Origin of the sequence: Streptomyces sp. NPDC059816 (assembly GCF_042732055.1) — a bacterium.
In the GTDB taxonomy this organism is placed as follows: Bacteria; Actinomycetota; Actinomycetes; order Streptomycetales; family Streptomycetaceae; genus Streptomyces.
In genome coordinates this window covers 15,014-35,740 of record NZ_JBHWIQ010000049.1, presented here as the reverse complement: position 1 = coordinate 35,740, position 20,727 = coordinate 15,014, and the positions used below count along the sequence as shown (strand labels likewise).

Below are 20,727 nucleotides of genomic sequence, written 5' to 3'. Positions count from 1 at the left end.
CCTGCCCCTCCCCGGGGGAACACCCCAACCCGGGCCCGGGGCCCCCGGGGCCCGGGCCCCCCCCCCCAAAAAATAACCGGGGGGGGGGCGCGGGGGGGGGGCCGTGGGCGGCGCGGGGTGGCGCGCGGTACGGCGACACGCGGTACGAGGACGCGCGGTACGGCGACGAGCCGGCCGGTCGTCGCCGGCCGACCGGCTCGTCGCCCGGGAAAGGGGCGCCGGGCGGGGGCTGCCGGCGTGCGCAGGAGGGGGGCGGACGGGCGCGAGGGGCAGCCGCGGGGGGCGGGCTCGCCGTCCCCCGCGCACCAATTCGCGCCCCCCCGCACCCGGACGTGCGCCCGGATGCGGGACCGGACGTGGGACCGGACGTGCCGGTCCCACGTCACCGGTGGACCGGGTGGGCCCGACCGGTCAGTCGACGGCGGCGAGGGCGTTGACCACGCCGTAGCCGTAGAAGCCGTTCGCGTGCTTGTTGCCCTCGCACACCGAGTCCACGACGCCGTCACCGTCCGGGTCGTAGGGCTCGGCCGGGCAGCCCGGGTTGTCGGCCTGCGCCTTGAGCAGGGTCTGGAGCACCGCGGGAGAGGCCCACGGGTGCTCGGATTTCAGCAGCGCGGCGACACCGGCCGCGTGCGGGGCGGCCATCGAGGTGCCCTGGAGGAAGCCGTACTGGCCACCGGGCATGGTGGAGAGGATGCGTCCGTTCTTCGAGGGGGTGTCGGGGATCTGGTATCGGCGGTCGCCACCCGGTGCCGCGACGTCCACGACGCCCTTGCCGTACGAGGAGTAGTACGACTTGAGGCCCTTCGAACCCGTGGCGCTGACCGTCACCACGCCCGGGAGCTGGGTGGGCAGGTCGAAGCACTCGCTGGGGTCGATGGTCCGCGGGACCGGGACCGAGTCGTCGGGGCTGGAGTCGTCCAGGATCTCGTCGGCGGCGAGGTCGTGGTTGGAGTTGCCCGCCGAGGCGAGGTGCAGGGTGCCCTTGCGCTGGGCGTACAGCTGGGCCCGGTTGACCGCGTGCACGATGGCCCGCTGGTCCGGGTCCGCCATGCAGTTGTACAGCCACGGGTCCACGTAGTAGCTGTTGTTGGTGATCTCGACGCCGTGGTCGGCGGCGAACACGAAGGCGCACACCACGCTCTCCGGGTAGAACAGCTCGCTGACCGGGTCGGCGACCTTGATGCCGGCGACCTTCACGCCGGGCGCCACGCCCGCCACGCCGATGCCGTTGCGGGCCGCGGCGATCTCACCGGCGACGTGCGTGCCGTGGTAGTGCTCCGGCTTCTCGGGTCGCCAGGCGCCCGGCGAGGTGTCGGGCTTGCCGCCCACGCAGTTCGCCGACTGGGCTGCCGAGAAGTTCGGTGCCAGGTCCGGGTGGGTGTCGTCGACGCCCGTGTCGATGACGGCGACGGTCACCTTGGAGCTGCCCGGGTTGATCTTCGCGGCCTTGTCCGCGCCGATCACCCGCAGGTCCCACTGTTCCGCCTCCAGCGGCTCCGTGTCGGGCACGGACTCCCGGCCCGCCGCGGCCGACGGGGTGGCGGCGGCGGTCGCGGCCTTCGACAGGTACTGCGGGGGACCCTCCTGCGTGGTCCCGGCGGCGCGCAGCGGCGCCGTGCGGGTCGCGCCCGCGGACTGGACGCCCCGCACCGTGCGCAGCGTCTTCGCGAAGTCCGGGTTGGCGGAGTGGGCGACGATCACGCCGATCTTGTCGTACGCGATGACCACCTCACCGCCGGCCCGGGCGATCGCCTTGCGCACCGCGGCGACCGTTCCCCGGTCGACCTCGGTGTTGACCACGTACGCCAGCTTCGGACCGTCGGCGGGCGCGGCGGTGCCCGAAGCCGGGGCGGTCGCGGCGGCGGGGGACGAGCCGCCCGACGTGGCGGTCGCGGTGCCCGGCAGGAAGCCGAGCGACGCGGTCAGCGCCAGACCGAGCGGCACCGCCAGGAGGGACCGGCGTCTGGAGCGCAGCGGGACCATGGGATCTCCACATCATCCGGAAACGGGGCAGCCCGACCACGAGGATGGTGAGTGATCGGGCAGGTACATGACGTATGGCTCAGGGCGAAGTTATCCCTAGGCGTCCCCGGCCTTCAATGATTTCCGTAAGAAATGCCGAACGCGCCGTTCTATGCGCGTCCAGTTGCGGGGAGCTCCTCCGGCGCCGTCGCCGGTCAGGCCCCGTTTCCGGTCGGCCGGCTGAATCCCCGTTCAGTCCCCGGGGAGCCGCTTCCTCCCCCCGCGCCGTGCCGTTGGACAGACGGCCAGGCCGTCAAGCCCCCTGTCGGATCACGCTCAAGGGGCCTAGCATCCATCCGACTCGCGTGATCCACGTCACCGTGAGGTCAGAAAACGACATGTCCGTACCGAATCCGACGTCATCAACGGCACCTTCCACACCGTCACGAACGTCCGCATCGTCAGTACAGCCCGCCCCCGCGGCCGAACCGGTCGCGGTGGGCACCCCCGCATCGAGCCCCAGAACAGAGTCGCACCCCCCATCCGTCGCATCCGCACCGCGAGGAGACTCCGTGGCCACCGACGCACCACCCCCACCGAACGGCGAACCCGACCGCCGGCCCGGACTGCCGTCCACCGAGGAGTTCATCGAGGTCCAAGGCAGTGCGGAGTTCGCCGAACTGCGCCGCTCCTACCGGTCGTTCGCCTTCCCCCTGACCGTCGCCTTCATCACCTGGTACCTGCTGTACGTCCTGCTGTCCAACTACGCCGGCGACTTCATGGGCACCCGACTCTTCGGCAACATCAACGTCGCCCTCGTGCTGGGCCTCGCCCAGTTCCTCACCACGTTCCTGATCGCCTGGTGGTACTCGCGGCACGCCGCCGCCGAGCTCGACCCGAAGGCCGAGGCCATCAAGGACCGCATGGAGGGCCGCGCATGACCACCGCGACCGACCACCTCGCCCCGGCCGTCCTCGCAGCCTCCGAAGCGAGCGAACACCGACCGCTGATCATCTCCCTGTTCGCGGCGTTCGTCGTCGCCACCCTGTTCATCACCGTCTGGGCCGGCCGCCAGACCAAGGACGCCGCCGACTTCTACGCGGGCGGCCGACAGTTCACCGGCTTCCAGAACGGGCTCGCCGTCTCCGGCGACTACATGTCCGCCGCGTCCTTCCTCGGCATCGCCGGCGCCATCGCCCTCTTCGGCTACGACGGCTTCCTCTACTCCATCGGCTTCCTCGTGGCCTGGCTCGTGGCCCTGCTGCTGGTCGCCGAACCCCTGCGCAACTCCGGCCGCTACACCATGGGCGACGTCCTCGCCTACCGGATGCGCCAACGCCCGGTCCGCACCGCCGCCGGCACCTCCACCATCGTGGTCTCCATCTTCTACCTGCTCGCGCAGATGGCCGGGGCGGGCGTCCTCGTCTCCCTGCTGCTCGGCATCACCAGCGACGGCGGGAAGGTCCTGATCGTCGCCCTGGTCGGCATCCTGATGATCCTCTACGTCACCATCGGCGGAATGAAGGGCACCACCTGGGTCCAGATGGTCAAGGCGGTCCTCCTCATCGGCGGCACCCTCCTGATCACCTTCCTGGTCCTGTGGAAGTTCCAGTTCAACGTCTCCGACCTGCTCGGCAAGGCCGCCGAGAACAGCGGCAAGGGCGCCGCCTTCCTGGAGCCCGGCCTCAAGTACGGCGCCACCGCCACCTCGAAGATCGACTTCATCTCGCTGGGCATCGCCCTGGTCCTCGGCACCGCCGGACTCCCGCACATCCTGATCCGCTTCTACACGGTGCCCACCGCCAAGGCCGCCCGGAAGTCCGTCAACTGGGCCATCGGCATCATCGGCGCCTTCTACCTGATGACCATCGCCCTCGGATTCGGCGCGGCGGCCCTCATCGCACCCGAGGAGATCACCTCCTCCAACAAGGCCGGCAACACCGCCGCCCCCCTGCTGGCCCTGCACATCGGCGGCGTGGACTCCACCTGGGGCGCCGTCCTGCTGGCGACGATCTCCGCCGTCGCCTTCGCCACCATCCTCGCCGTGGTCGCCGGACTCACCCTCGCCTCGTCCTCGTCGTTCGCCCACGACATCTACGCGAACGTCATCAAGAAGGGCCGGGCCAGCGAGAAGCAGGAGGTGCGGGCCGCCCGCTGGGCCACCGTCGCCATCGGCATCGTCTCCATCGGCCTCGGCGCGCTCGCCCGGGACCTCAACGTCGCCGGCCTGGTGGCGCTCGCCTTCGCCGTCGCCGCCTCCGCGAACCTCCCGACGATCCTGTACAGCCTCTTCTGGAAGCGGTTCACCACCAGCGGCGCCCTCTGGTCCATCTACGGCGGCCTCAGCAGCGCCGTCCTGCTGGTCCTGTTCTCCCCGGTGGTGTCCGGCAAGCCGACCTCCATGTTCCCGGACGTCGACTTCCACTGGTTCCCGCTGGAGAACCCCGGGATCATCTCCATCCCGCTCGGCTTCCTGCTCGGCTGGCTCGGCACCCTCCTGTCCAAGGAGCCCGCCGACCGCGCCAAGTACGCCGAACTGGAGGTCCGTTCGCTCACCGGCACCGGCGCCCACTGACCGGACCCGTCGCCGTCGCCGCCCCGCCCCGCGGGACGGCGACGGGAATCGGCCCGACCCCCGCCCGCGCCCTCACGTAGGCTCACCGGTGAACCCTGGGGGCCGCACCGCACCGGACACCCGGTCGGAGCGCTCCGCCCAGTACGCCCAGCCATCACCGGGGAGGGGACCCACGTGCTCATCGACACCCACGGCCGAGTCGCCACCGACCTGCGGGTCTCCCTGACCGACCGGTGCAACCTCCGGTGCACGTACTGCATGCCCGAAGAGGGCCTGGCCTGGCTCGCCAAGTCCGAGCTGCTCACCGACGACGAGATCGTCCGCCTCATCCGGATCGCCGTCACCCGGCTCGGGGTCACCGAGGTCCGCTTCACCGGCGGCGAGCCGCTGCTGCGCCCCGGTCTCGTCGGCATCGTGGACCGGGTCGCCCGGCTCGCCCCCCGCCCCCGGATCTCGCTCACCACCAACGGCATCGGCCTGGCCCGCACGGCGGACGTGCTACGGGAGGCGGGCCTCGACCGGGTCAACGTCTCCCTCGACACCCTGCGCCCGGAGGTCTTCAAGGCCCTCACCCGCCGGGACCGGCTGTCCGACGTCACGGCCGGCCTGGCGGCGGCGAGCCGCGCCGGCCTCGTCCCCGTCAAGGTCAACACCGTCCTGATGCCCGGCCTCAACGACGACGAGGCACCCGACCTGCTGGCCTGGGCGCTCGACCACGACTACGAACTGCGGTTCATCGAGCAGATGCCGCTCGACGCCCAGCACGGCTGGCAACGGACCGGCATGATCACCGCGGGGGACGTCCTCGCCTCCCTGCGCACCCGCTTCGCCCTGGAGCCGGAGCAGTCGCAGGAGCGGGGCTCGGCCCCGGCGGAGCGCTGGATCGTGAACGGCGGCCCCGGGCGGGTCGGAGTGATAGGTTCCGTCACCCGCCCGTTCTGCGCGGCCTGCGACCGCACCCGACTGACCGCGGACGGCCAGGTCCGCAACTGCCTGTTCGCCCGCGAGGAGACGGACCTCCGGGCCGCCCTGCGGTCCGAAGGGGACCCGGCGCACGTCGACGAGGAGGTCGTCCGCCTGTGGCGCGCGGCCATGTGGGCCAAGAAACCCGGTTCCGGTCTCGACGACCCGTCCTTCCTCCAGCCCGACCGCCCGATGTCGGCGATCGGCGGCTGACGCCCCGGGCCTCAGCCCCGCGCGGGCTCCTCCCCGGGTCCTTCCCCGGCGGAGGGCTCCCGCCAGTCCGCGAGGGCGACGACGTCCTTGAGGAACCCGCGCACCCCCAGGAACTGGGAGAGGTGCTCGCGGTGCTCCTCACAGGCCAGCCACGTCTTGCGCCGCTCCGGTGTGTGGACCTTCGGGTTGTTCCAGGCGAGCACCCACACGGCGTCGGCCCGGCACCCCTTGGCGGAGCACACCGGCGGACCCGGCACGGGCTCGGGAAGGGAACCGGGGAAACCCGGGAGGACTGAGGGCCCCGAGAACGCGAACGGGTCGGGGCGCGGGGGGAGCGAGTTCACATCACCACAGTAAGCGCGTCCCGATCGGGGGGTCCGCGCACCCCGTCCGAAAACAACGACGCCGGGCAGCCACGGGGGGAGCTGCCCGGCGTCGGTCAGTCGCTCCGACGGGGGATGCGGAGCGCGTACGCAGTATGTCACGCGTCACCCGCCGCCCGGCACTGGATCCGCATGATTGATCTGAGCAGTTCTTGAGCTTGGCGCAATGGCGCCGCTCAGCCGGAGGTGCCTCCCGTGGAGCCCGCAGCACCGGCCCCACCCCTCGCCGAGGGACCCCCACCGGATTCCGCACGGGATTCCGGTGCAGGTCCCGACAGTGCGGTCGGCGTGGGCGTCCTGATGAACGTCGAGGGCAGCGAAGGCGCGTTCTCGCGCCCCGCGTTGGCGATCACCACGGCGATGTACGGCAGCACCATGCCGAGCACGAGCGCCACAATGGCCACATACCGTTCCACGTTCCACAGCGCCACGGCGGCCACGAACGAGAGCGTCCGGACGGACATCGAGATCATGTACCGGAGCTGTCGGCGCCGCACGTCCTCAGAGAGCCCTTGTCGTGCCCCGGTGATCCGGAAGACCTCGGCGTCGTCCTGCTTCCGCATCACGTTCCACCACCGCCTGCTCCTGAGGACCCACACCGGTCCGAACCGCTCTCACGGTACGCCCCGGCCGTACGGCCCACGAGACCGGGGGAGGCCGGACAGTGGCCGGAACGAGCCGCCCGGAACGACACTCCCCGACGTGTCCGGACGCGTCCGGACGCGGCCGACGTGCGGCGCACCGTCGTCGGTCGGACACTGGGTGCACGCACGACGAACCACACGTCGAGCAGAACCAGGAGGCACCCATGGGCTGGTTGTGGGCGATCATCGTCGGATTCGTGCTGGGGCTCATCGCCAAGGCGATCCTGCCGGGCAAGCAGCACAGCCCGCTGTGGCTGACGACGATCTTCGGCATCATCGGCGCCGTCATCGGCAACTCCCTGGCGGCGGCCTTCGGCATCGCGGAGACCAGCGGCATCGACTGGGGCAGGCACGCCCTCCAGATCGTCGCGGCCGTCATCGTCGTCGGACTCGGCGACATGGCGTACGTGGCGCTGTGGGGCAACAAGAAGAAACAGCGCACCTGAGCCCGCGCACCACCGGCGGGGAAACGCCCCCACCGCCAGCACCGAGGGGACGGTTCCGCGGTAGTCGCTACCGCGGAACCGTCCCCTCGAACGCGTTGAACGCCTCGAACGCGCAGGCGCTCAGCCGGTGGTCTCCCCGGGCTCCCGGCCCGTGACCTCGATCGCGGCCAGGTTCCGCTTGCCGCGCCGCAGCACCAGCCAGCGACCGTGCAACAGCTCCGCCGCCGCGGGCACCGCGTCCTCGGCGGTGACCTTGACGTTGTTCACGTAGGCACCGCCCTCCTTCACCGTGCGCCGCGCGGCCGACTTGCTGGCCACCAGCCCGACCTGCGCGAACAGGTCGACCACGGGACCCAGCTCGGCGACCTCGGCGTGCGGCACCTCCGACAGGGCCGCCGCCAGCGTCGCCGGGTCGAGGCCCGCCAGCTCGCCCTGACCGAACAGCGCCCGGGACGCCGCGGTCACCGCGGCGCACTGGTCGGCGCCGTGCACCAGGGTGGTCAGCTCATCGGCGAGGGCGCGCTGTGCCGCCCGGGCCTGCGGGCGCTCCTCGGTGGCGCGTTCCAGCTCCTCGATCTCCTCGCGGGACCGGAAGCTGAAGATCCGCAGGAACTTGGAGGCGTCCCGGTCGTCCGCGTTCAGCCAGAACTGGTAGAAGGCGTACGGCGTGGTCATCTCCGGGTCCAGCCACACCGTGCCGGACTCGGTCTTGCCGAACTTGGTGCCGTCCGCCTTGGTGATCAGCGGGGTGCCCAACGCGTGCACCTCGGCACCCGGCTCGACCCGGTGGATCAGGTCGGTGCCGGAGGTGAGGTTGCCCCACTGGTCACTGCCGCCGGTCTGGAGCGTGCAGCCGTAGCGCCGGTACAGCTCCAGGTAGTCCATGCCCTGGAGGAGCTGGTAGCTGAACTCCGTGTAGCTGATGCCCGCATCGGAGTTGAGCCGTCGGGAGACGGCCTCCTTGGCGATCATCTTGTTGACCCGGAAGTGCTTGCCCACGTCCCGCAGGAACTCGATGGCCGACATGCCCTGGGTCCAGTCCAGGTTGTTGACCATGACCGCCGCGTTCGGGCCCTCGAAGTCCAGCAACGGCTGGATCTGCCCGCGCAGCCGCTCCACCCAGGCCGCCACGACCTCGGGCGCGTTCAGGGTGCGCTCCGAGTTCGGCTTGGGGTCACCGATCAGACCGGTGGCCCCGCCGACCAGGCCCAGCGGCCGGTTGCCCGCCCGCTGGATGCGCCGCATGGTCAGGATCTGCACGAGGTTGCCGAGGTGCAGGCTGGGCGCGGTCGGGTCGAAGCCGCAATAGAACGTGACGGGACCGTCCGCGAACGCTTTGCGCAAGGCGTCCTCGTCAGTGGACAGGGCCAGCAGCCCGCGCCACTTCAGTTCGTCGACGATGTCCGTCACGGTCTCGTGTCTCCTTGTCGTACGGGGTCGTACCGGCCAGTCTAGGGGCGTCAGACCCCCTGGCTCACCGAACTCATGTTGAAGTCCGGCACCCGCAGCGGCGGCATGGCGGCTCGAGTGAACCAATCGCTCCACTCGCGCGGCAAGGTCTTTTCGGTCCGCCCGGCCTCCACCGCCCGGCCCAGCAGGTCCACCGGCGACTCGTTGAACCGGAAGTTGTTGACCTCCCCGACCACCTCGCCCCCCTCGACCAGGTACACGCCGTCCCGGGTCAGCCCGGTCAGCAGCAGGGTCGCCGGGTCCACCTCCCGGATGTACCAGAGACAGGTCAGCAGCAGCCCGCGTTCCGTCGACGCGACCATCTCGTCCAGCGACCGGTCGTCACCGCCGTCCAGGATCAGGTTCCCGATCGCCGGGGACACCGGCAGCCCGGTCAGCCCGGCACTGTGCCGGGTGGTCACCAGCCGGGACAGGGCGCCCTCGCTGATCCACTCGGTCGCGGTCAGCGGCAGCCCGTTGTCGAACACCGAGGAATCCCCGCCGGAGGAGTGCGCCAGCACGAACGGCGCGGTCTCCACCCCGGGCTCCCGGGGGTCGCTGCGCAGCGTCAGCGGCAGCCCGGCCAGCTTCTCGCCGACCCGGGTGCCCCCGCCCGGCGTCGAGAACACCGTGCGCCCCTCGGCCGCGTCCCGGCCGGCCGCCGACCAGTACTGGTAGATCAGCAGATCGGCCACGGCGGTCGGCGGCAGCAGCGTCTCGTACCGCCCGGCGGGCAGCGCGATCCGGCGCCGCGCCCAGGCCAGCCGCCGGGCCAGCTCGGCGTCCAGCTCACCGGGGTCCACATCGCTGAAGTCCCTGGTGGCCCGGCCCGCCCACGCCGACCGGGTGCGGTCCGGGGACTTGGCGTTCAGCTCCAGCGTGCCCTTGGGCTGGTCGTGCCGCAGCCGCACCCCGGTCGAGGTGCCGAGATAGCTCGACACCAGCTCGTGATTGGCGAAACCGTACAGCTCCCTCCCGCCCGCCCGGGCCCGCGCGAACGCCGCGCCGAGCGCCGGGGCGAAGTCCGCGAACACCGCCGACGAGGTCTCGGCCGGGGCGCCCGTGAAGTCGGCCGAGTGCGGCACCCCGGACACCAGCGGCTGGGCGTCCTCCGCCGGACCCGCCGCCCGCGCGGCCTCCTCGGCGGCCCGCACCAACGGCTCCAGGTCGTCGGGGGTGACCGCCGACCGCGAGACCACGCCGGACGCCGTCCCGCGGGCGCCGTCCACCGTCGCGACGACGGTGAGGGTACGGCCCCGGGTGACCCCGTTGGTGGTCAGCGCGTTGCCCGCCCAACGCAGGTTCGCCGTCGACTCCTCGTCCGCGATGACCACGCAGCCGTCCGCCCGCGACAGTTCCAGCGCGCGCTCGACCAACTCGTGCGGCTTGCTCACCCGTGGGCTCATCGCCCGGCCTCCTGCGTGGTGTTGAGGATGTTGACGCCCCGGAACAGGGCACTGGGGCAGCCGTGGGAGACCGCCGCGACCTGGCCCGGTTGGGCCTTGCCGCAGTTGAAGGCACCACCGAGCACGTACGTCTGGGGGCCGCCGACCGCCGTCATCGAGCCCCAGAAGTCGGTGGTCGTCGCCTGGTAGGCCACGTCGCGCAGCTGCCCGACGATCCGGCCGTTCTCGATGCGGAAGAAGCGTTGCCCGGTGAACTGGAAGTTGTACCGCTGCATGTCGATCGACCAGGACCGGTCCCCGACCACGTAGATGCCCCGCTCGACCCCGCCGATCAGGTCCTCGGTCGACATCCCCGCCGGGTCCGGCCGCAGCGACACGTTCGCCATCCGCTGCACCGGCACGTGCCCGGGGGAGTCGGCGTACGCGCAGCCGTTGGACCGCTCGAAGCCGCTCAGCCTGGCGATCCGCCGGTCCAGCTGGTACCCGACCAGGGTGCCCTTCTTCACCAGGTCCCAGGACTGCGCGGCCACGCCCTCGTCGTCGTACCCGATGGTCGCCAGCCCGTGCTCGGCGGTCCGGTCACCCGTCACGTTCATGATCTCCGAGCCGTACCGCAGCTTGCCCAGCCGGTCGAAGGTCGCGAAGGACGTGCCCGCGTACGCCGCCTCGTAGCCGAGCGCCCGGTCGAGCTCGGTGGCGTGACCGATCGACTCGTGGATGGTCAGCCACAGGTTCGACGGGTCGACCACCAGGTCGTACAGCCCGGCCTCCACGCTCGGCGCGAGCATCTTCTCGGCGAGCAGTTCGGGGATGGACTCCAGCTCGCCGGCCCAGTCCCAGTGCCCTCCGGTCAGGTACTCCCAGCCCCGACCGACCGGCGGTGCGAGGGTGCGCATCGAATCGAACTCGCCGGTCGACTCGTCCACCGCGACGGCCGTGAACTCCGGATGCAGCCGCACCCGCTGCTGGGTGGTGACGGTGCCCGCGGTGTCCGCGTAGAACTTGTTCTCGTGGACGGTGGTCAGCGCCGCGTCCACATGGGTCACGCCCTTGGCCGCCAGCAGCCCCGCGCTCCACTCGGCCAGCAGCGCTGCCTTCTCCTCGTCCGCGACGGTGAACGGGTCCACCTCGTAGCTGGACACCCACGTCCGGTCGGCGTGCACCGGCTCGTCGGCCAGCTCCACCCGCTCGTCGGCCCCGGCCGCCCGGATGACCTGCGCCGACAGCTTTGCCATCGCCACCGCCTGGGACGCGACCCGGGCCGCTGCGTCCATCGTCAGGTCGACGCCCGAGGCGAAGCCCCAGGTGCCGCCGTGCACGACCCGCACCGCGTACCCCAGGTCCGTGGTGTCCGACGAACCCGACGGCTTGGCGTCGCGCAGCCGCCAGGACGCGCTGCGGACCCGTTCCAGCCGGAAGTCCGCGTGCTCCGCGCCCAGTGCGCGGGCCCGCGCGAGCGCCGCGTCGGCGAGTGCCCGCAGGGGCAGCGCCGTGAAGGCTTCGTCGATCGAATGTGGCACGGGGGGTCTCCCTGCGGGCGTGACGGGCATGGTTCGGGTACGACGCGGGGGGCATCGGCCGACCGGGGCGCCGGGGCGCCGGTGACCGACTCGGGAGCCGGACGCCGCCGCGCCGCCCGGCCCGCACCGATCATGTCCGACGCGCGCCGCGATGGCCACATCCTGACGGGCCCACGGCCTCCGCGGTTCTGTAGGTATCCAACAGCGAGCCCCGTCCGTCACTGTCGGTGGCCGATTCTCTTCGCACCGGACGGTACCGATAGGTTTCCGGGGAGGGGCGGCGCAGACGCCTGCCGCCGTGTGCGGTGGTCGCCGCCGCGACAGCAGACCGCTAACGAAAGGGTGATCCGTTGAGCCGCTCGGTTCTCGTCACCGGAGGTAACCGGGGCATCGGCCTCGCCATCGCCCGCGCGTTCGTCGAGGCGGGCGACAAGGTCGCGATCACGTACCGCTCGGGCGACCCCGAGGCACTGAAGGCGCAGGGGCTCCTCGCCGTCCGGTGCGACATCAACGACGGCGAGCAGGTGGAGCAGGCGTACAAGGAGATCGAGGCCGCGCACGGCCCGGTCGAGGTCCTCGTCGCCAACGCGGGGATCACCAAGGACCAGCTCCTGCTGCGGATGTCCGAAGAGGACTTCACCTCGGTCGTCGACACCAACCTCACCGGCACCTTCCGGGTCGTCAAGCGGGCCAACCGGGGCATGCTGCGTGCCAAGAAGGGCCGCGTCGTCCTCATCTCCTCCGTCGTCGGTCTCCTCGGCTCCGCAGGCCAGGCCAACTACGCCGCCTCCAAGGCCGGTCTGGTGGGCTTCGCCCGCTCCCTCGCCCGGGAACTCGGCTCCCGCAACATCACCTTCAACGTCGTCGCGCCCGGCTTCGTCAACACGGACATGACGCAGGTCCTCACCGAGGAGCAGCGCGCGAACATCGTCCGACAGGTGCCGCTGGGCCGCTACGCGGAAGCCGACGAGGTGGCCGCCGCGGTGCGCTTCCTCGCCTCGGACGACGCCTCGTACATCACTGGAGCCGTCATCCCGGTTGACGGCGGACTGGGAATGGGTCACTGATCACCATGAGCGGAATCCTCGAAGGCAAGCGCGTCCTGATCACCGGTGTGCTGATGGAGTCGTCCATCGCGTTCCACACCGCGAGGATCGCCCAGGAGCAGGGCGCCGAGATCATCCTCACCGCCTTCCCGCGCCCCACGCTCACCGAGCGCATCGCCCGCCGGCTGCCCAAGCCGACCAAGGTCGTCGAACTGGACGTCACCAACGACGACCACCTGGGCCGGCTGGCCGACGTGGTCGGCGAGGAGCTGGGCGGCCTCGACGGAGTGGTGCACTCCATCGGCTTCGCCCCGCAGGACGCCCTCGGCGGCAACTTCCTGAACACCCCCTTCGAGTCCGTCGCCACGGCCATGCACGTGTCGGCGTTCTCGCTGAAGTCGCTGACCATGGCGTGCCTGCCGCTGATGCAGAACGGCGGCTCGGTCGTCGGCCTCACCTTCGACGCCCAGTACGCCTGGCCGCAGTACGACTGGATGGGCCCCGCCAAGGCCGCCCTGGAGGCCACCAGCCGCTACATGGCCCGTGACCTGGGCAAGCAGAACGTCCGCTGCAACCTCATCTCCGCGGGACCGATCGGCTCCATGGCCGCCAAGTCCATCCCCGGCTTCGAGGAACTGGCCTCCGTGTGGGACGACCGCGCCCCGCTGGAGTGGGACCTCAAGGACCCGGAGCCGGCGGGCAAGGGCGTCGTCGCCCTGCTGTCGGACTGGTTCCCGAAGACGACCGGCGAGATCATCCACGTCGACGGCGGACTGCACGCCATCGGCGCCTGAGCTCCCGCCCGGCGCGCCCACCTAGGCCCGCCCGGCCGTACGACGCCCCGTCCCCGCCCCGTGCGGGAGGCGGGGCGTCGCCCGTTCGGGCCACCAGATCGAGCGGGCCGGGGGCCGAACGGGTCACGCTGGAGTACGAGTTTCCCCCTTGTGGTGCAGCCGCGACGGCCCCCGATGACCGCCGCGGTACGGCCGAGGAGGTTCCCTTGTGCGGTGGTCATCCGGATTCGTCCCGTTGCTCGCCCTGCTCGTCTTCCTGACCGCCCTGCCCGTCGGCGCCGACCCGCACGGCGGTGAAACCGACACGGAGCCCGACCGGCCCACCCGGGCGGAGGGCGACTTCGGTCGCAGCGGCGCCGAGTGCCGCACCGCGGTCGAGGGCTCGGAAGTGATTGCGCACTGCCACAACCCGTACCCGACGGTCTACCGGGTCACCCTGCACGTCGAGTGCGCCGAGTGGTGGGACATCGACACCGACGGCTCTCCCGTCGACGCCGACCCCGCGCGGACGGTGCGCCTCTCCGCCCGCTGCTGGAAGAACGTCACCACCACCTGGATCACCCAACACCCCCGATAAGACCGCACGGAACACCGCACCCACAGGTAATCGCCCCCGACAGGGGCGCGGGGAACTGCGCAAAATCAACAGCGCACCCGCACAGAACACCGCACCCGCAGCCAACCGCCCCTGACAGGGGCGCGGGGAACGGCGCAAATCAACAGCGCACCCGCACGGAACACCGCACCCGCAGGGAATCGCACCCGACAGGAACGCCCCACCTCACGAAGAGCCGGACGACACCCCCGCCGACGGGGCAACCCCGTCCCGCACCCGCCCCCGCCGACACATGGACGCATACGCCGCAGCCTCCACCGCCGCCACCTCCGCGTCCCCGACGCGAATCGCATCCACCAACCGCGCATGATCCATGTAATTGTCAGGCGTCAGCGTCGCGCCCACGTCCGAGCGCAACCAGTCCCGCAACACCTCGCCGAGGTCCGCGTACACCGCGGACAGCACGTCGTTGTGCGAGGCCGACACCACCGCCAGGTGGAAACTCGCGTCCGCGGTCACGAACGCCTCCGCGTCCCCCGACTCCCAGGCCCGCTCACGCCGCAGCAGCAACGCGTCCAACTGGGCGAGATCCCGCTCGGTGCGCCGCTGCGCAGCCAGCCGCGCCGCACTGGACTCCAGCGCGGAGCGCAGCTCGGCGACGTGCCGGGGCTCCGCGCCCGCGAACCTGCGCTGCATCACCCCGGCCAGCTCACTGGTGGCCGCGACGTACGTTCCGGAACCCTGCCGGATGTCCAACAGGCCGTTGTGCGCCAGCGCGCGCACCGCCTCCCGGACGGTGTTCCTGGCCACGCCCAGCTGCTCGACGAGTTCGGGCTCGGTGGGGATGCGGGAGCCCACCGGCCACTCACCGGAGGTGATCTGTGCCCGTAGCGCCGCGATCACCTGCTCGGACAACGCCGATCGTCTGGGGTGGTTCAGCGGCATGGGCGTCGGTCCTTCGCGGAGGCGGACGGGCGGATGTTCCGGCGTGCGCGGGCGCATGGCGGCGGGACCGGTGCGGGCCACCGGCCGGGACAGGCTACTCGGAGCCGCCCCCCTGCCACCCTTCCCGCTCCGACGGCGGTCAGTCAATCATCCCATGATTCTATGATGGGGGGCATGCGCAGCGAGGACACCTCCACGATCACCCCGATCAACCGGAACCCCCGGCCCGGCGACCAGCCCGTCGACCGGCCCTACGGCGGGCTCGGCGACCGTTCCGACGACCGGTCCGTCACCACCGCTTCCGCCCCGCGCGGCCGACCGGTCGGCCCGCTGCTCGTCGTCCTCGCGATCGTCCTCGCCGCGGTCAACCTGCGCCCCGCGATCACCAGCCTCGGCGCCCTCCTCGAAGAGGTGCGCACCGGCCTCGGCATGAGCGGCACCCTCGCCGGGCTCCTCACCTCGGTCCCCACGCTCTGCTTCGCCGTCTTCGGGATCACCGCACCGCGCCTCGCCCAGCGCTTCGGACCCGGTGCGGTGGTCTGCGCGGGCATGGCCGCCGTCGCCACCGGACTGGCGCTCCGTCCCTTCGCCGGCGGCACCGCCGGACTCCTCGCGGGCAGCGCCCTCGCCCTGATGGGGATCGCCGTCAGCAACGTCCTCATGCCGGTGATCGTCAAGCGCTGGTTCCCCGACCGGGTCGGCACCATGACCGGTCTGTACTCCATGGCCCTCGCGCTCGGCACCGCCAGCGCCGCCGCCTTCACCGTCCCCCTCGCCGACGCGCTCGGCGGGAGCTGGCGCGGCGGCCTCGCCGTCTGGGCGGCCCTCGCCGCCGTCGCCGTGGTGCCGTGGCTGTTCCTGGTCCGCGACCGCGGACGCGCTCCCGGTGCGCCCGCCGCCCCGACCGCAACGGTGCCGCCCGCCGACGGGCTGCGGATCACCCGTAGCCGCACGGCCTGGGCGCTGGCGGCGTTCTTCGGCCTCCAGTCCACCGCCGCCTACATCACCATGGGCTGGATGCCGCAGATCTTCCGGGACGCCGGCGTCTCCGCCGACACCGCCGGACTGCTGCTCGCCGTCACCATGGTCATGGGCGTGCCGCTCGCGTTCGTCATCCCCCGGGTCGCCACCCGACTGCCCCACCAGGGTCCGATGGTCGTCGTCCTGGGCCTGTGCGGGCTCGTGGGCTACGCCGGCCTCTACTTCGCGCCCGCCGCGGGCGCCTGGGCGTGGGCGCTGCTGCTCGGCATCGCCAACTGCGCGTTCCCCCTGGCCCTCACCATGGTCGGCATGCGCGCGGGCTCCGCCGCCGGGGTCGTCAAGCTGTCCGCCTTCGCGCAGAGCACCGGATACCTGCTGTCGATACCGGGACCGATCCTGGTCGGCGTGCTCTACCAGCACAGCGGCGGCTGGGGACTCCCGATCGCCCTCATGGCCGCGCTGCTCGTTCCGCAGATGGCGGCCGGCGTGCTCGCCGGACGCAACCGCACCGTCGAGGCCGAGTGGGCGGCGCGCCGCTGACCCCGCCCGACCGCCCGGGCCCGGTCGGTGCGAGACTGGCGCCATGCCTGTGCTCGATCCGAATCCCCAGAACGGCCAGAAGAAGCTCCTCATCGTCTTCGGCGCGATGATCGGCATCACCGTCATCATCGGTGTGATCGCCACCATCGCCTCGCCCTGACCCGCACACCGCGTCGACCCGCACGCCCCGTGAAGGGGGCGCCGCCACCCCGGGGCGGGCAGCCGACCCCGGGGGGTGGGGTTACCCCCACCATCCCCTAGGGGGTCAGGCTCAGGGTCAAGTAGGTGGCCTTCCCGATGGGTTGACGATGCCGGCCGGCGTAACTTCGAACCGTGCCCCGCACCCGCGGCGCACGAGTGGCGAAGACCCGTGGAGGCGTCATGCCGGCCCGTACGCACACCCGGCCGTCCAGCCCGGCGCCCACCGGCGGCGTCGAGGTCCGGCTGCCCTGGTGGGCCGTGCTCCTGCCGGCCGTCGCCTTCGGCGTCCTGTTCGTGCTGCTCCTCAATCCGGCCGAGGCCCACGCGGCGCCCACCTACCCGGAGATCGGCCTGTTCCTGGAGCATGCCCGCCAGGTCCTGGCGTTCTGAATGGCGTCGTCCGGGTGTGCCGGGCAGCCTCGAAAAGCGGCCCGTCAACTCCCTGCGCCACGTGGCGGGTTTCGTGCGAAGCTTGACCGCATGAGCGTCGCAGAACCCCGCAGGATCGTCGTTTTCCGGCACGCCAAGGCCGACTGGCCCGACCTCGCCGACCACGAGCGTCCGCTCGCCGAGCGCGGCCGGAAGGACGCCCCCGTCGCCGGGCGCAAGCTCGCGGACTCGGGCATTCCGCTGGACCTGGCACTCTGCTCCACCGCGGCCCGGACCCGCGAGACGTGGAAGCTGGCCGTCCACGAGCTCGGGCACCGGCCCCGGACGGTGTACGAGGAGCGGATCTACGAGGCGTCCCCCGGCGAGCTGATCGCCCTGTTCAACGAGCTTCCGGACGACGCGCGCAACGTCGTCGTGATCGGGCACAACCCGGGGGCCCAGGGAGTGACCGAGGTCCTCGCCGGGTCGGCCGAGGGCGACGCCGCCGAACGGCTGGGCCGCCGCGGCTTCCCGACCGCCGCGTTCGCCGTCCTCACCTTCGAGGGCGCCTGGAAGGCCCTCGAACCCGGAACGGCCACGCTCGCCGACTACTGGGCCCCCGGCGAGCCCCGCTAGCCCCTGGCGCTTCGGGCCGCAGTCCACCGCTACGGCCCCCTAGACCCCGCCGACCCGGTCGCCGGGGCGTGCGGGCTGCCCGGGCGCGACCCCGTCCGCGGTCAGCGGGCCGTGTCGAGGAGGACCCGTGCCGCGCCCTTGGCCTGCGCCGCCGGCTCCGGGGAGCCGTTGATGCCCGCGACGACCATGGCGCCGTTGGCGAGCAGGGCCAACTGGTCGGCGAGCTCCGGGGGAGCGCCGAGGGCGTCGGTCTGCTCGGCGAAGTACTGCCGCAACGCCTGCTTGTGGCCGCGCGCGATCTCGGCGACGTCCGGCGAGATGCCGCCCATCTCGCCGAAGGTGTTGATGAAGGCACAGCCGCGGAAGCCCGGGTCGGCGAACCACTCGCCCAGGTAGTCGAAGACCGCGAGCGCCCGTGCGTACGGGGTGTCGGCGCGGGCGGCCCCGTGGGCGGCGATGGCTTCCCGCACGGCCGCGTCGCGACGGTTCAGGACGGCCCAGACCAGATGGTCCTTGGAGGGGAACAGCTGGTAGAGCCGTTTGAGGGAGACGCCCGACGCGGTGCGGATGGCGTCCATGCCGACGGCCTGCACCCCGCGCTCGTCGAAGAGTCCCTCGGCCGCCTCCAGGAGCCTCAGCTCAGCGGTGTCCGCATCCATCGTTCGCTCACCCCTTGCTGGAAAACCATCGTTCTCCTACTCTACGAGGCAGAGGGAGAACGATCGTTCTCCACCTTGACGGGGAGGTCCCATGCCCAGCTTCGCCCTGCGCGCCCGCACCGAGACCCTGGACGGCCTGGAGGTCTTCTACCGGGAGGCCGGCGATCCCGCCCGCCCCACGCTCGTCCTGCTGCACGGCTTCCCGTCCAGCTCGCACATGTACCGCCAACTGATGGCCGAACTGGCCGACTCCTTCCATCTGATCGCCCCCGACCACATCGGCTTCGGCGCCTCCGCCGCGCCCGCCGTCGACGCCTTCCCGTACGGCTTCGACAAGCTCACCGAGATCACGCTCGCGCTGCTCGACCGACTCGGGATCGACCGCTTCGCCCTCTACCTCCAGGACTACGGCGCGCCCATCGGACTGCGGATCGCCTCCCGCCACCCCGAGCGGGTCACCGCGCTCGTCACCCAGAGCGGAAACGCCTACCTGGAGGGCTTCACGCCCTTCTGGGACGTGCTCTTCGCGCACGCCCGGGACCGCGCGGCCCACGAGGGGGAGGTGCGCGAACTGCTGACCGCCGGGGCCACCCGCTGGCAGTACACCCACGGCGTCCCCGCCGACCGCCTCGACCGGGTGGGCCCGGAGACCTGGACCCTGGACCAGGCCGGCCTGGACCGGCCGGGCAACAAGGAGGTCCAACTCCAACTCTTCTGGGACTACCAGTTCAACCTGGACCGGTACCCGGACTTCCAAGAGTACTTCCGCACCCACCGGCCCCCGCTGCTCGCCGTGTGGGGACGCGGCGACGAGATCTTCGGACCCGCCGGAGCCGAGGCGTTCGCACGGGACCTCCCGGACGCCGAGATCCACCTCTTGGACGCCGGTCACTTCGCGCTGGAGACGCACGGACCGGAGATCGCGGCCCTGGTGCGCGACTTCCTCGACCGCCGGGCGAAGTGAGCCGACCGCTGTACCTCGGCCGTGCTCCGCCCGGACCGGCCGGGGACCTCAGTCGGCGAACCTCACTCCGCGGCCGCGGAGTCCGCCGACTCGACCTCTTCGCGGGACACCCCGAGGAGGTAGAGCACGGTGTCGAGGAACGGCACGTTGACCGCCGTGTGCGCGGCCTCCCGGACCACGGGCTTCGCATTGAACGCGACCCCGAGTCCCGCCGCGTTCAGCATGTCCAGGTCGTTCGCGCCGTCGCCGATCGCCACGGTCTGCGCCAGCGGCACCCCGGCCTCCGCGGCGAACCGCCGCAGCAGCCGCGCCTTGCCCGCCCGGTCCACGATCTCGCCCGTGACCCGTCCGGTCAGCTTGCCGTCGACTATCTCCAGGGTGTTGGCCTGAGCGAAGTCCAGCCCGAGCCGCTCCTGCAGGTCATCGGTGACCTGGGTGAACCCGCCCGACACCACGCCCACCTGGTACCCCAGCCGCTTCAGCGTCCGGATCAGGGTCCGCGCGCCGGGCGTCAGCCGCACCTCGGCCCGGACCTTCTCCACCACCGACGCGTCGAGCCCCGCCAACAGGGCGACCCGGGCGTGCAACGACTGTTCGAAGTCGAGCTCCCCGCGCATCGCGGCGGCCGTGACCTCGGCGACCTCCGCCTCGCACCCGGCGTGCGCGGCGAACAGCTCGATGACCTCGTCCTGGATCAACGTGGAGTCCACGTCCATCACGACCAGCCGCTGCGCCCGCCGGTGCAGCCCCGCGGCCACCACGGCGACATCGACGTCCAGTGCCGCGGACGCCGTCGCCAACTCGGTCCGCAGTGCCTCCGTCGCCACGCCCGACACCGCGAACTCCACCGCGGTCACCGGATATTTGGCCAGTCGGAAGATGCGGTCGATGTTGCCGCCGGTGGCGGTGATCCGGGCCGCTATGCCCGCGGTCGACCGGGCGGTCAGCGGGTGCCCGAGGACGGTCACGTGCGAACGTCCGAGCCCGCGCGGCCGGTTGTCCCCGCGGCCGGAGATGATCTCGGCCTGCATCTTCATGGACTCGGCCCAGCCGTGGACGGTGGCCCGCAGATCGCCGGCGCGGCCCTGCGAGGGCTCGGTGACGAGCGCGCACAGCGTGATGCGGCCACGGGTGACGACCTGCTCGATGTCGACCACGTCGACGGAGTAGGCGGCGAGGGTGTCGAACAGTCCGGCAGTGAGACCGGGCCGGTCCTTGCCGAAGATCTTGACCAGGAGGGTGGGATCGTCTGAGGTGTGCGAAGCGCTCATGGTCCTTCCACGGTAGCCGGCCGGGAAGCCGGGCGCGTGGGTGGTCCGGGGAGCGGACAGTTCCCGCGTCCGCGCCCGGCTCACGAGCCCCGCGCCCCTCCCCACCAGCGCTGGACCCTCTGCCGCCGCACCGCCCCGCACCCGGCCGGGCCGATCCGCGGGCACCGGGGGACCACCGCTGCACGACCCGGCCCGCATCCG

General features: G+C 71.9%; 21 protein-coding genes. 12 read left to right on the top strand and 9 right to left on the bottom strand.

Features of this window, described 5'->3' with window-relative positions; genetic code table 11:
- Positions 1–411 precede the first annotated feature (411 nt).
- Positions 412–1,986: a S8 family serine peptidase gene (locus tag ACFV88_RS35205; RefSeq protein ID WP_385496275.1), complete on the bottom strand. Its 1,575-nt coding sequence runs from the start codon at positions 1,984–1,986 to the stop codon at positions 412–414.
- Positions 1,987–2,537: 551 nt separating this feature from the next.
- Between ACFV88_RS35205 and ACFV88_RS35200 the strand changes: the two genes are divergently transcribed.
- The 3 genes from ACFV88_RS35200 to moaA all read left to right on the top strand — a co-directional run bounded on the left by ACFV88_RS35200 (position 2,538) and on the right by moaA (position 5,716).
- The gene (locus tag ACFV88_RS35200; protein ID WP_385496273.1) at positions 2,538–2,906 is read left to right on the top strand and encodes a DUF485 domain-containing protein; all 369 of its coding nucleotides are present in this window, start codon (positions 2,538–2,540) and stop codon (positions 2,904–2,906) included.
- Positions 2,903–4,540 carry a cation acetate symporter gene (locus ACFV88_RS35195; protein ID WP_385496272.1) on the top strand — a complete coding sequence of 546 codons (1,638 nt, stop codon included), beginning with the start codon at positions 2,903–2,905 and terminating at the stop codon, positions 4,538–4,540. The genes ACFV88_RS35200 and ACFV88_RS35195 overlap by 4 nt, the downstream gene beginning before the upstream one ends.
- A 174-nt stretch (positions 4,541–4,714) precedes the next feature.
- The gene (gene moaA / locus ACFV88_RS35190) at positions 4,715–5,716 is read left to right on the top strand and encodes a GTP 3',8-cyclase MoaA (RefSeq protein WP_385496271.1); all 1,002 of its coding nucleotides are present in this window, start codon (positions 4,715–4,717) and stop codon (positions 5,714–5,716) included.
- An 11-nt stretch (positions 5,717–5,727) separates the two neighbouring features.
- Here moaA and ACFV88_RS35185 read toward each other — a convergent pair whose 3' ends face one another.
- Positions 5,728–5,973: a hypothetical protein gene (locus tag ACFV88_RS35185; RefSeq protein ID WP_385496277.1), complete on the bottom strand. Its 246-nt coding sequence runs from the start codon at positions 5,971–5,973 to the stop codon at positions 5,728–5,730.
- Between the two features lie 302 nt (positions 5,974–6,275).
- Entirely contained in the window at positions 6,276–6,662 is a 387-nt protein-coding gene (locus tag ACFV88_RS35180) for a DUF3099 domain-containing protein (RefSeq protein WP_385496270.1), read from the bottom strand.
- 245 nt (positions 6,663–6,907) lie between these two features.
- Between ACFV88_RS35180 and ACFV88_RS35175 the strand changes: the two genes are divergently transcribed.
- Positions 6,908–7,189, top strand: coding sequence for a GlsB/YeaQ/YmgE family stress response membrane protein (locus ACFV88_RS35175; protein ID WP_385496269.1), 282 nt, complete (start codon positions 6,908–6,910; stop codon positions 7,187–7,189).
- A gap of 120 nt (positions 7,190–7,309) precedes the next feature.
- On the opposite strand, the gene tyrS is transcribed toward ACFV88_RS35175, so the two are convergent.
- Genes tyrS through ACFV88_RS35160 form a run of 3 tightly spaced genes read right to left on the bottom strand, consistent with a single transcriptional unit; the run spans position 7,310 to position 11,594 of the window.
- A complete protein-coding gene (gene tyrS / locus ACFV88_RS35170; protein WP_385496268.1) occupies positions 7,310–8,599 on the bottom strand; it encodes a tyrosine--tRNA ligase in 1,290 nt (429 codons plus the stop codon).
- A 50-nt stretch (positions 8,600–8,649) separates the two neighbouring features.
- Positions 8,650–10,044, bottom strand: coding sequence for a metallopeptidase TldD-related protein (locus tag ACFV88_RS35165; protein ID WP_385496267.1), 1,395 nt, complete (start codon positions 10,042–10,044; stop codon positions 8,650–8,652).
- Complete coding sequence (locus tag ACFV88_RS35160; RefSeq protein ID WP_385496266.1) at positions 10,041–11,594, bottom strand: TldD/PmbA family protein; 1,554 nt, start codon at positions 11,592–11,594, stop codon at positions 10,041–10,043. Before ACFV88_RS35160 ends, ACFV88_RS35165 begins: the two co-directional genes overlap by 4 nt.
- Before the next feature lie 320 nt (positions 11,595–11,914).
- On the opposite strand from ACFV88_RS35160, the gene fabG reads away from it, so the two are divergent.
- The 3 genes from fabG to ACFV88_RS35145 all read left to right on the top strand — a co-directional run bounded on the left by fabG (position 11,915) and on the right by ACFV88_RS35145 (position 13,981).
- Positions 11,915–12,631 (top strand): 3-oxoacyl-[acyl-carrier-protein] reductase, encoded by a 717-nt coding sequence (fabG, locus tag ACFV88_RS35155; RefSeq protein ID WP_385496265.1) that lies wholly within the window; start codon positions 11,915–11,917, stop codon positions 12,629–12,631.
- Positions 12,632–12,636: 5 nt separating this feature from the next.
- A complete protein-coding gene (fabI, locus tag ACFV88_RS35150) occupies positions 12,637–13,404 on the top strand; it encodes an enoyl-ACP reductase FabI (protein ID WP_385496264.1) in 768 nt (255 codons plus the stop codon).
- Between the two features lie 208 nt (positions 13,405–13,612).
- Entirely contained in the window at positions 13,613–13,981 is a 369-nt protein-coding gene (locus ACFV88_RS35145; RefSeq protein ID WP_385496263.1) for a hypothetical protein, read from the top strand.
- Between the two features lie 204 nt (positions 13,982–14,185).
- On the opposite strand, the gene ACFV88_RS35140 is transcribed toward ACFV88_RS35145, so the two are convergent.
- The gene (locus ACFV88_RS35140) at positions 14,186–14,905 is read right to left on the bottom strand and encodes a FadR/GntR family transcriptional regulator (protein ID WP_385496262.1); all 720 of its coding nucleotides are present in this window, start codon (positions 14,903–14,905) and stop codon (positions 14,186–14,188) included.
- Between the two features lie 165 nt (positions 14,906–15,070).
- Here ACFV88_RS35140 and ACFV88_RS35135 point away from each other — a divergent pair, with 165 nt between their 5' ends.
- The 4 genes from ACFV88_RS35135 to ACFV88_RS35120 all read left to right on the top strand — a co-directional run bounded on the left by ACFV88_RS35135 (position 15,071) and on the right by ACFV88_RS35120 (position 17,632).
- Positions 15,071–16,426 carry a CynX/NimT family MFS transporter gene (locus tag ACFV88_RS35135; protein ID WP_385496276.1) on the top strand — a complete coding sequence of 452 codons (1,356 nt, stop codon included), beginning with the start codon at positions 15,071–15,073 and terminating at the stop codon, positions 16,424–16,426.
- A gap of 43 nt (positions 16,427–16,469) precedes the next feature.
- On the top strand, positions 16,470–16,586 hold the full coding sequence (locus ACFV88_RS35130; protein ID WP_385496261.1) for an SGM_5486 family transporter-associated protein: 117 nt from the start codon (positions 16,470–16,472) through the stop codon (positions 16,584–16,586).
- A 173-nt stretch (positions 16,587–16,759) separates the two neighbouring features.
- Positions 16,760–17,017, top strand: coding sequence for a hypothetical protein (locus ACFV88_RS35125; RefSeq protein WP_385496260.1), 258 nt, complete (start codon positions 16,760–16,762; stop codon positions 17,015–17,017).
- 90 nt (positions 17,018–17,107) lie between these two features.
- Entirely contained in the window at positions 17,108–17,632 is a 525-nt protein-coding gene (locus tag ACFV88_RS35120; RefSeq protein WP_385496259.1) for a SixA phosphatase family protein, read from the top strand.
- A gap of 101 nt (positions 17,633–17,733) precedes the next feature.
- On the opposite strand, the gene ACFV88_RS35115 is transcribed toward ACFV88_RS35120, so the two are convergent.
- Positions 17,734–18,291, bottom strand: coding sequence for a TetR/AcrR family transcriptional regulator (locus tag ACFV88_RS35115; protein ID WP_385496258.1), 558 nt, complete (start codon positions 18,289–18,291; stop codon positions 17,734–17,736).
- Between the two features lie 91 nt (positions 18,292–18,382).
- On the opposite strand from ACFV88_RS35115, the gene ACFV88_RS35110 reads away from it, so the two are divergent.
- Entirely contained in the window at positions 18,383–19,255 is an 873-nt protein-coding gene (locus ACFV88_RS35110; protein ID WP_385496257.1) for an alpha/beta fold hydrolase, read from the top strand.
- A gap of 62 nt (positions 19,256–19,317) precedes the next feature.
- On the opposite strand, the gene serB is transcribed toward ACFV88_RS35110, so the two are convergent.
- Positions 19,318–20,526, bottom strand: coding sequence for a phosphoserine phosphatase SerB (gene serB / locus ACFV88_RS35105; RefSeq protein WP_385496256.1), 1,209 nt, complete (start codon positions 20,524–20,526; stop codon positions 19,318–19,320).
- Between the last annotated feature and the right edge of the window lie 201 nt (positions 20,527–20,727).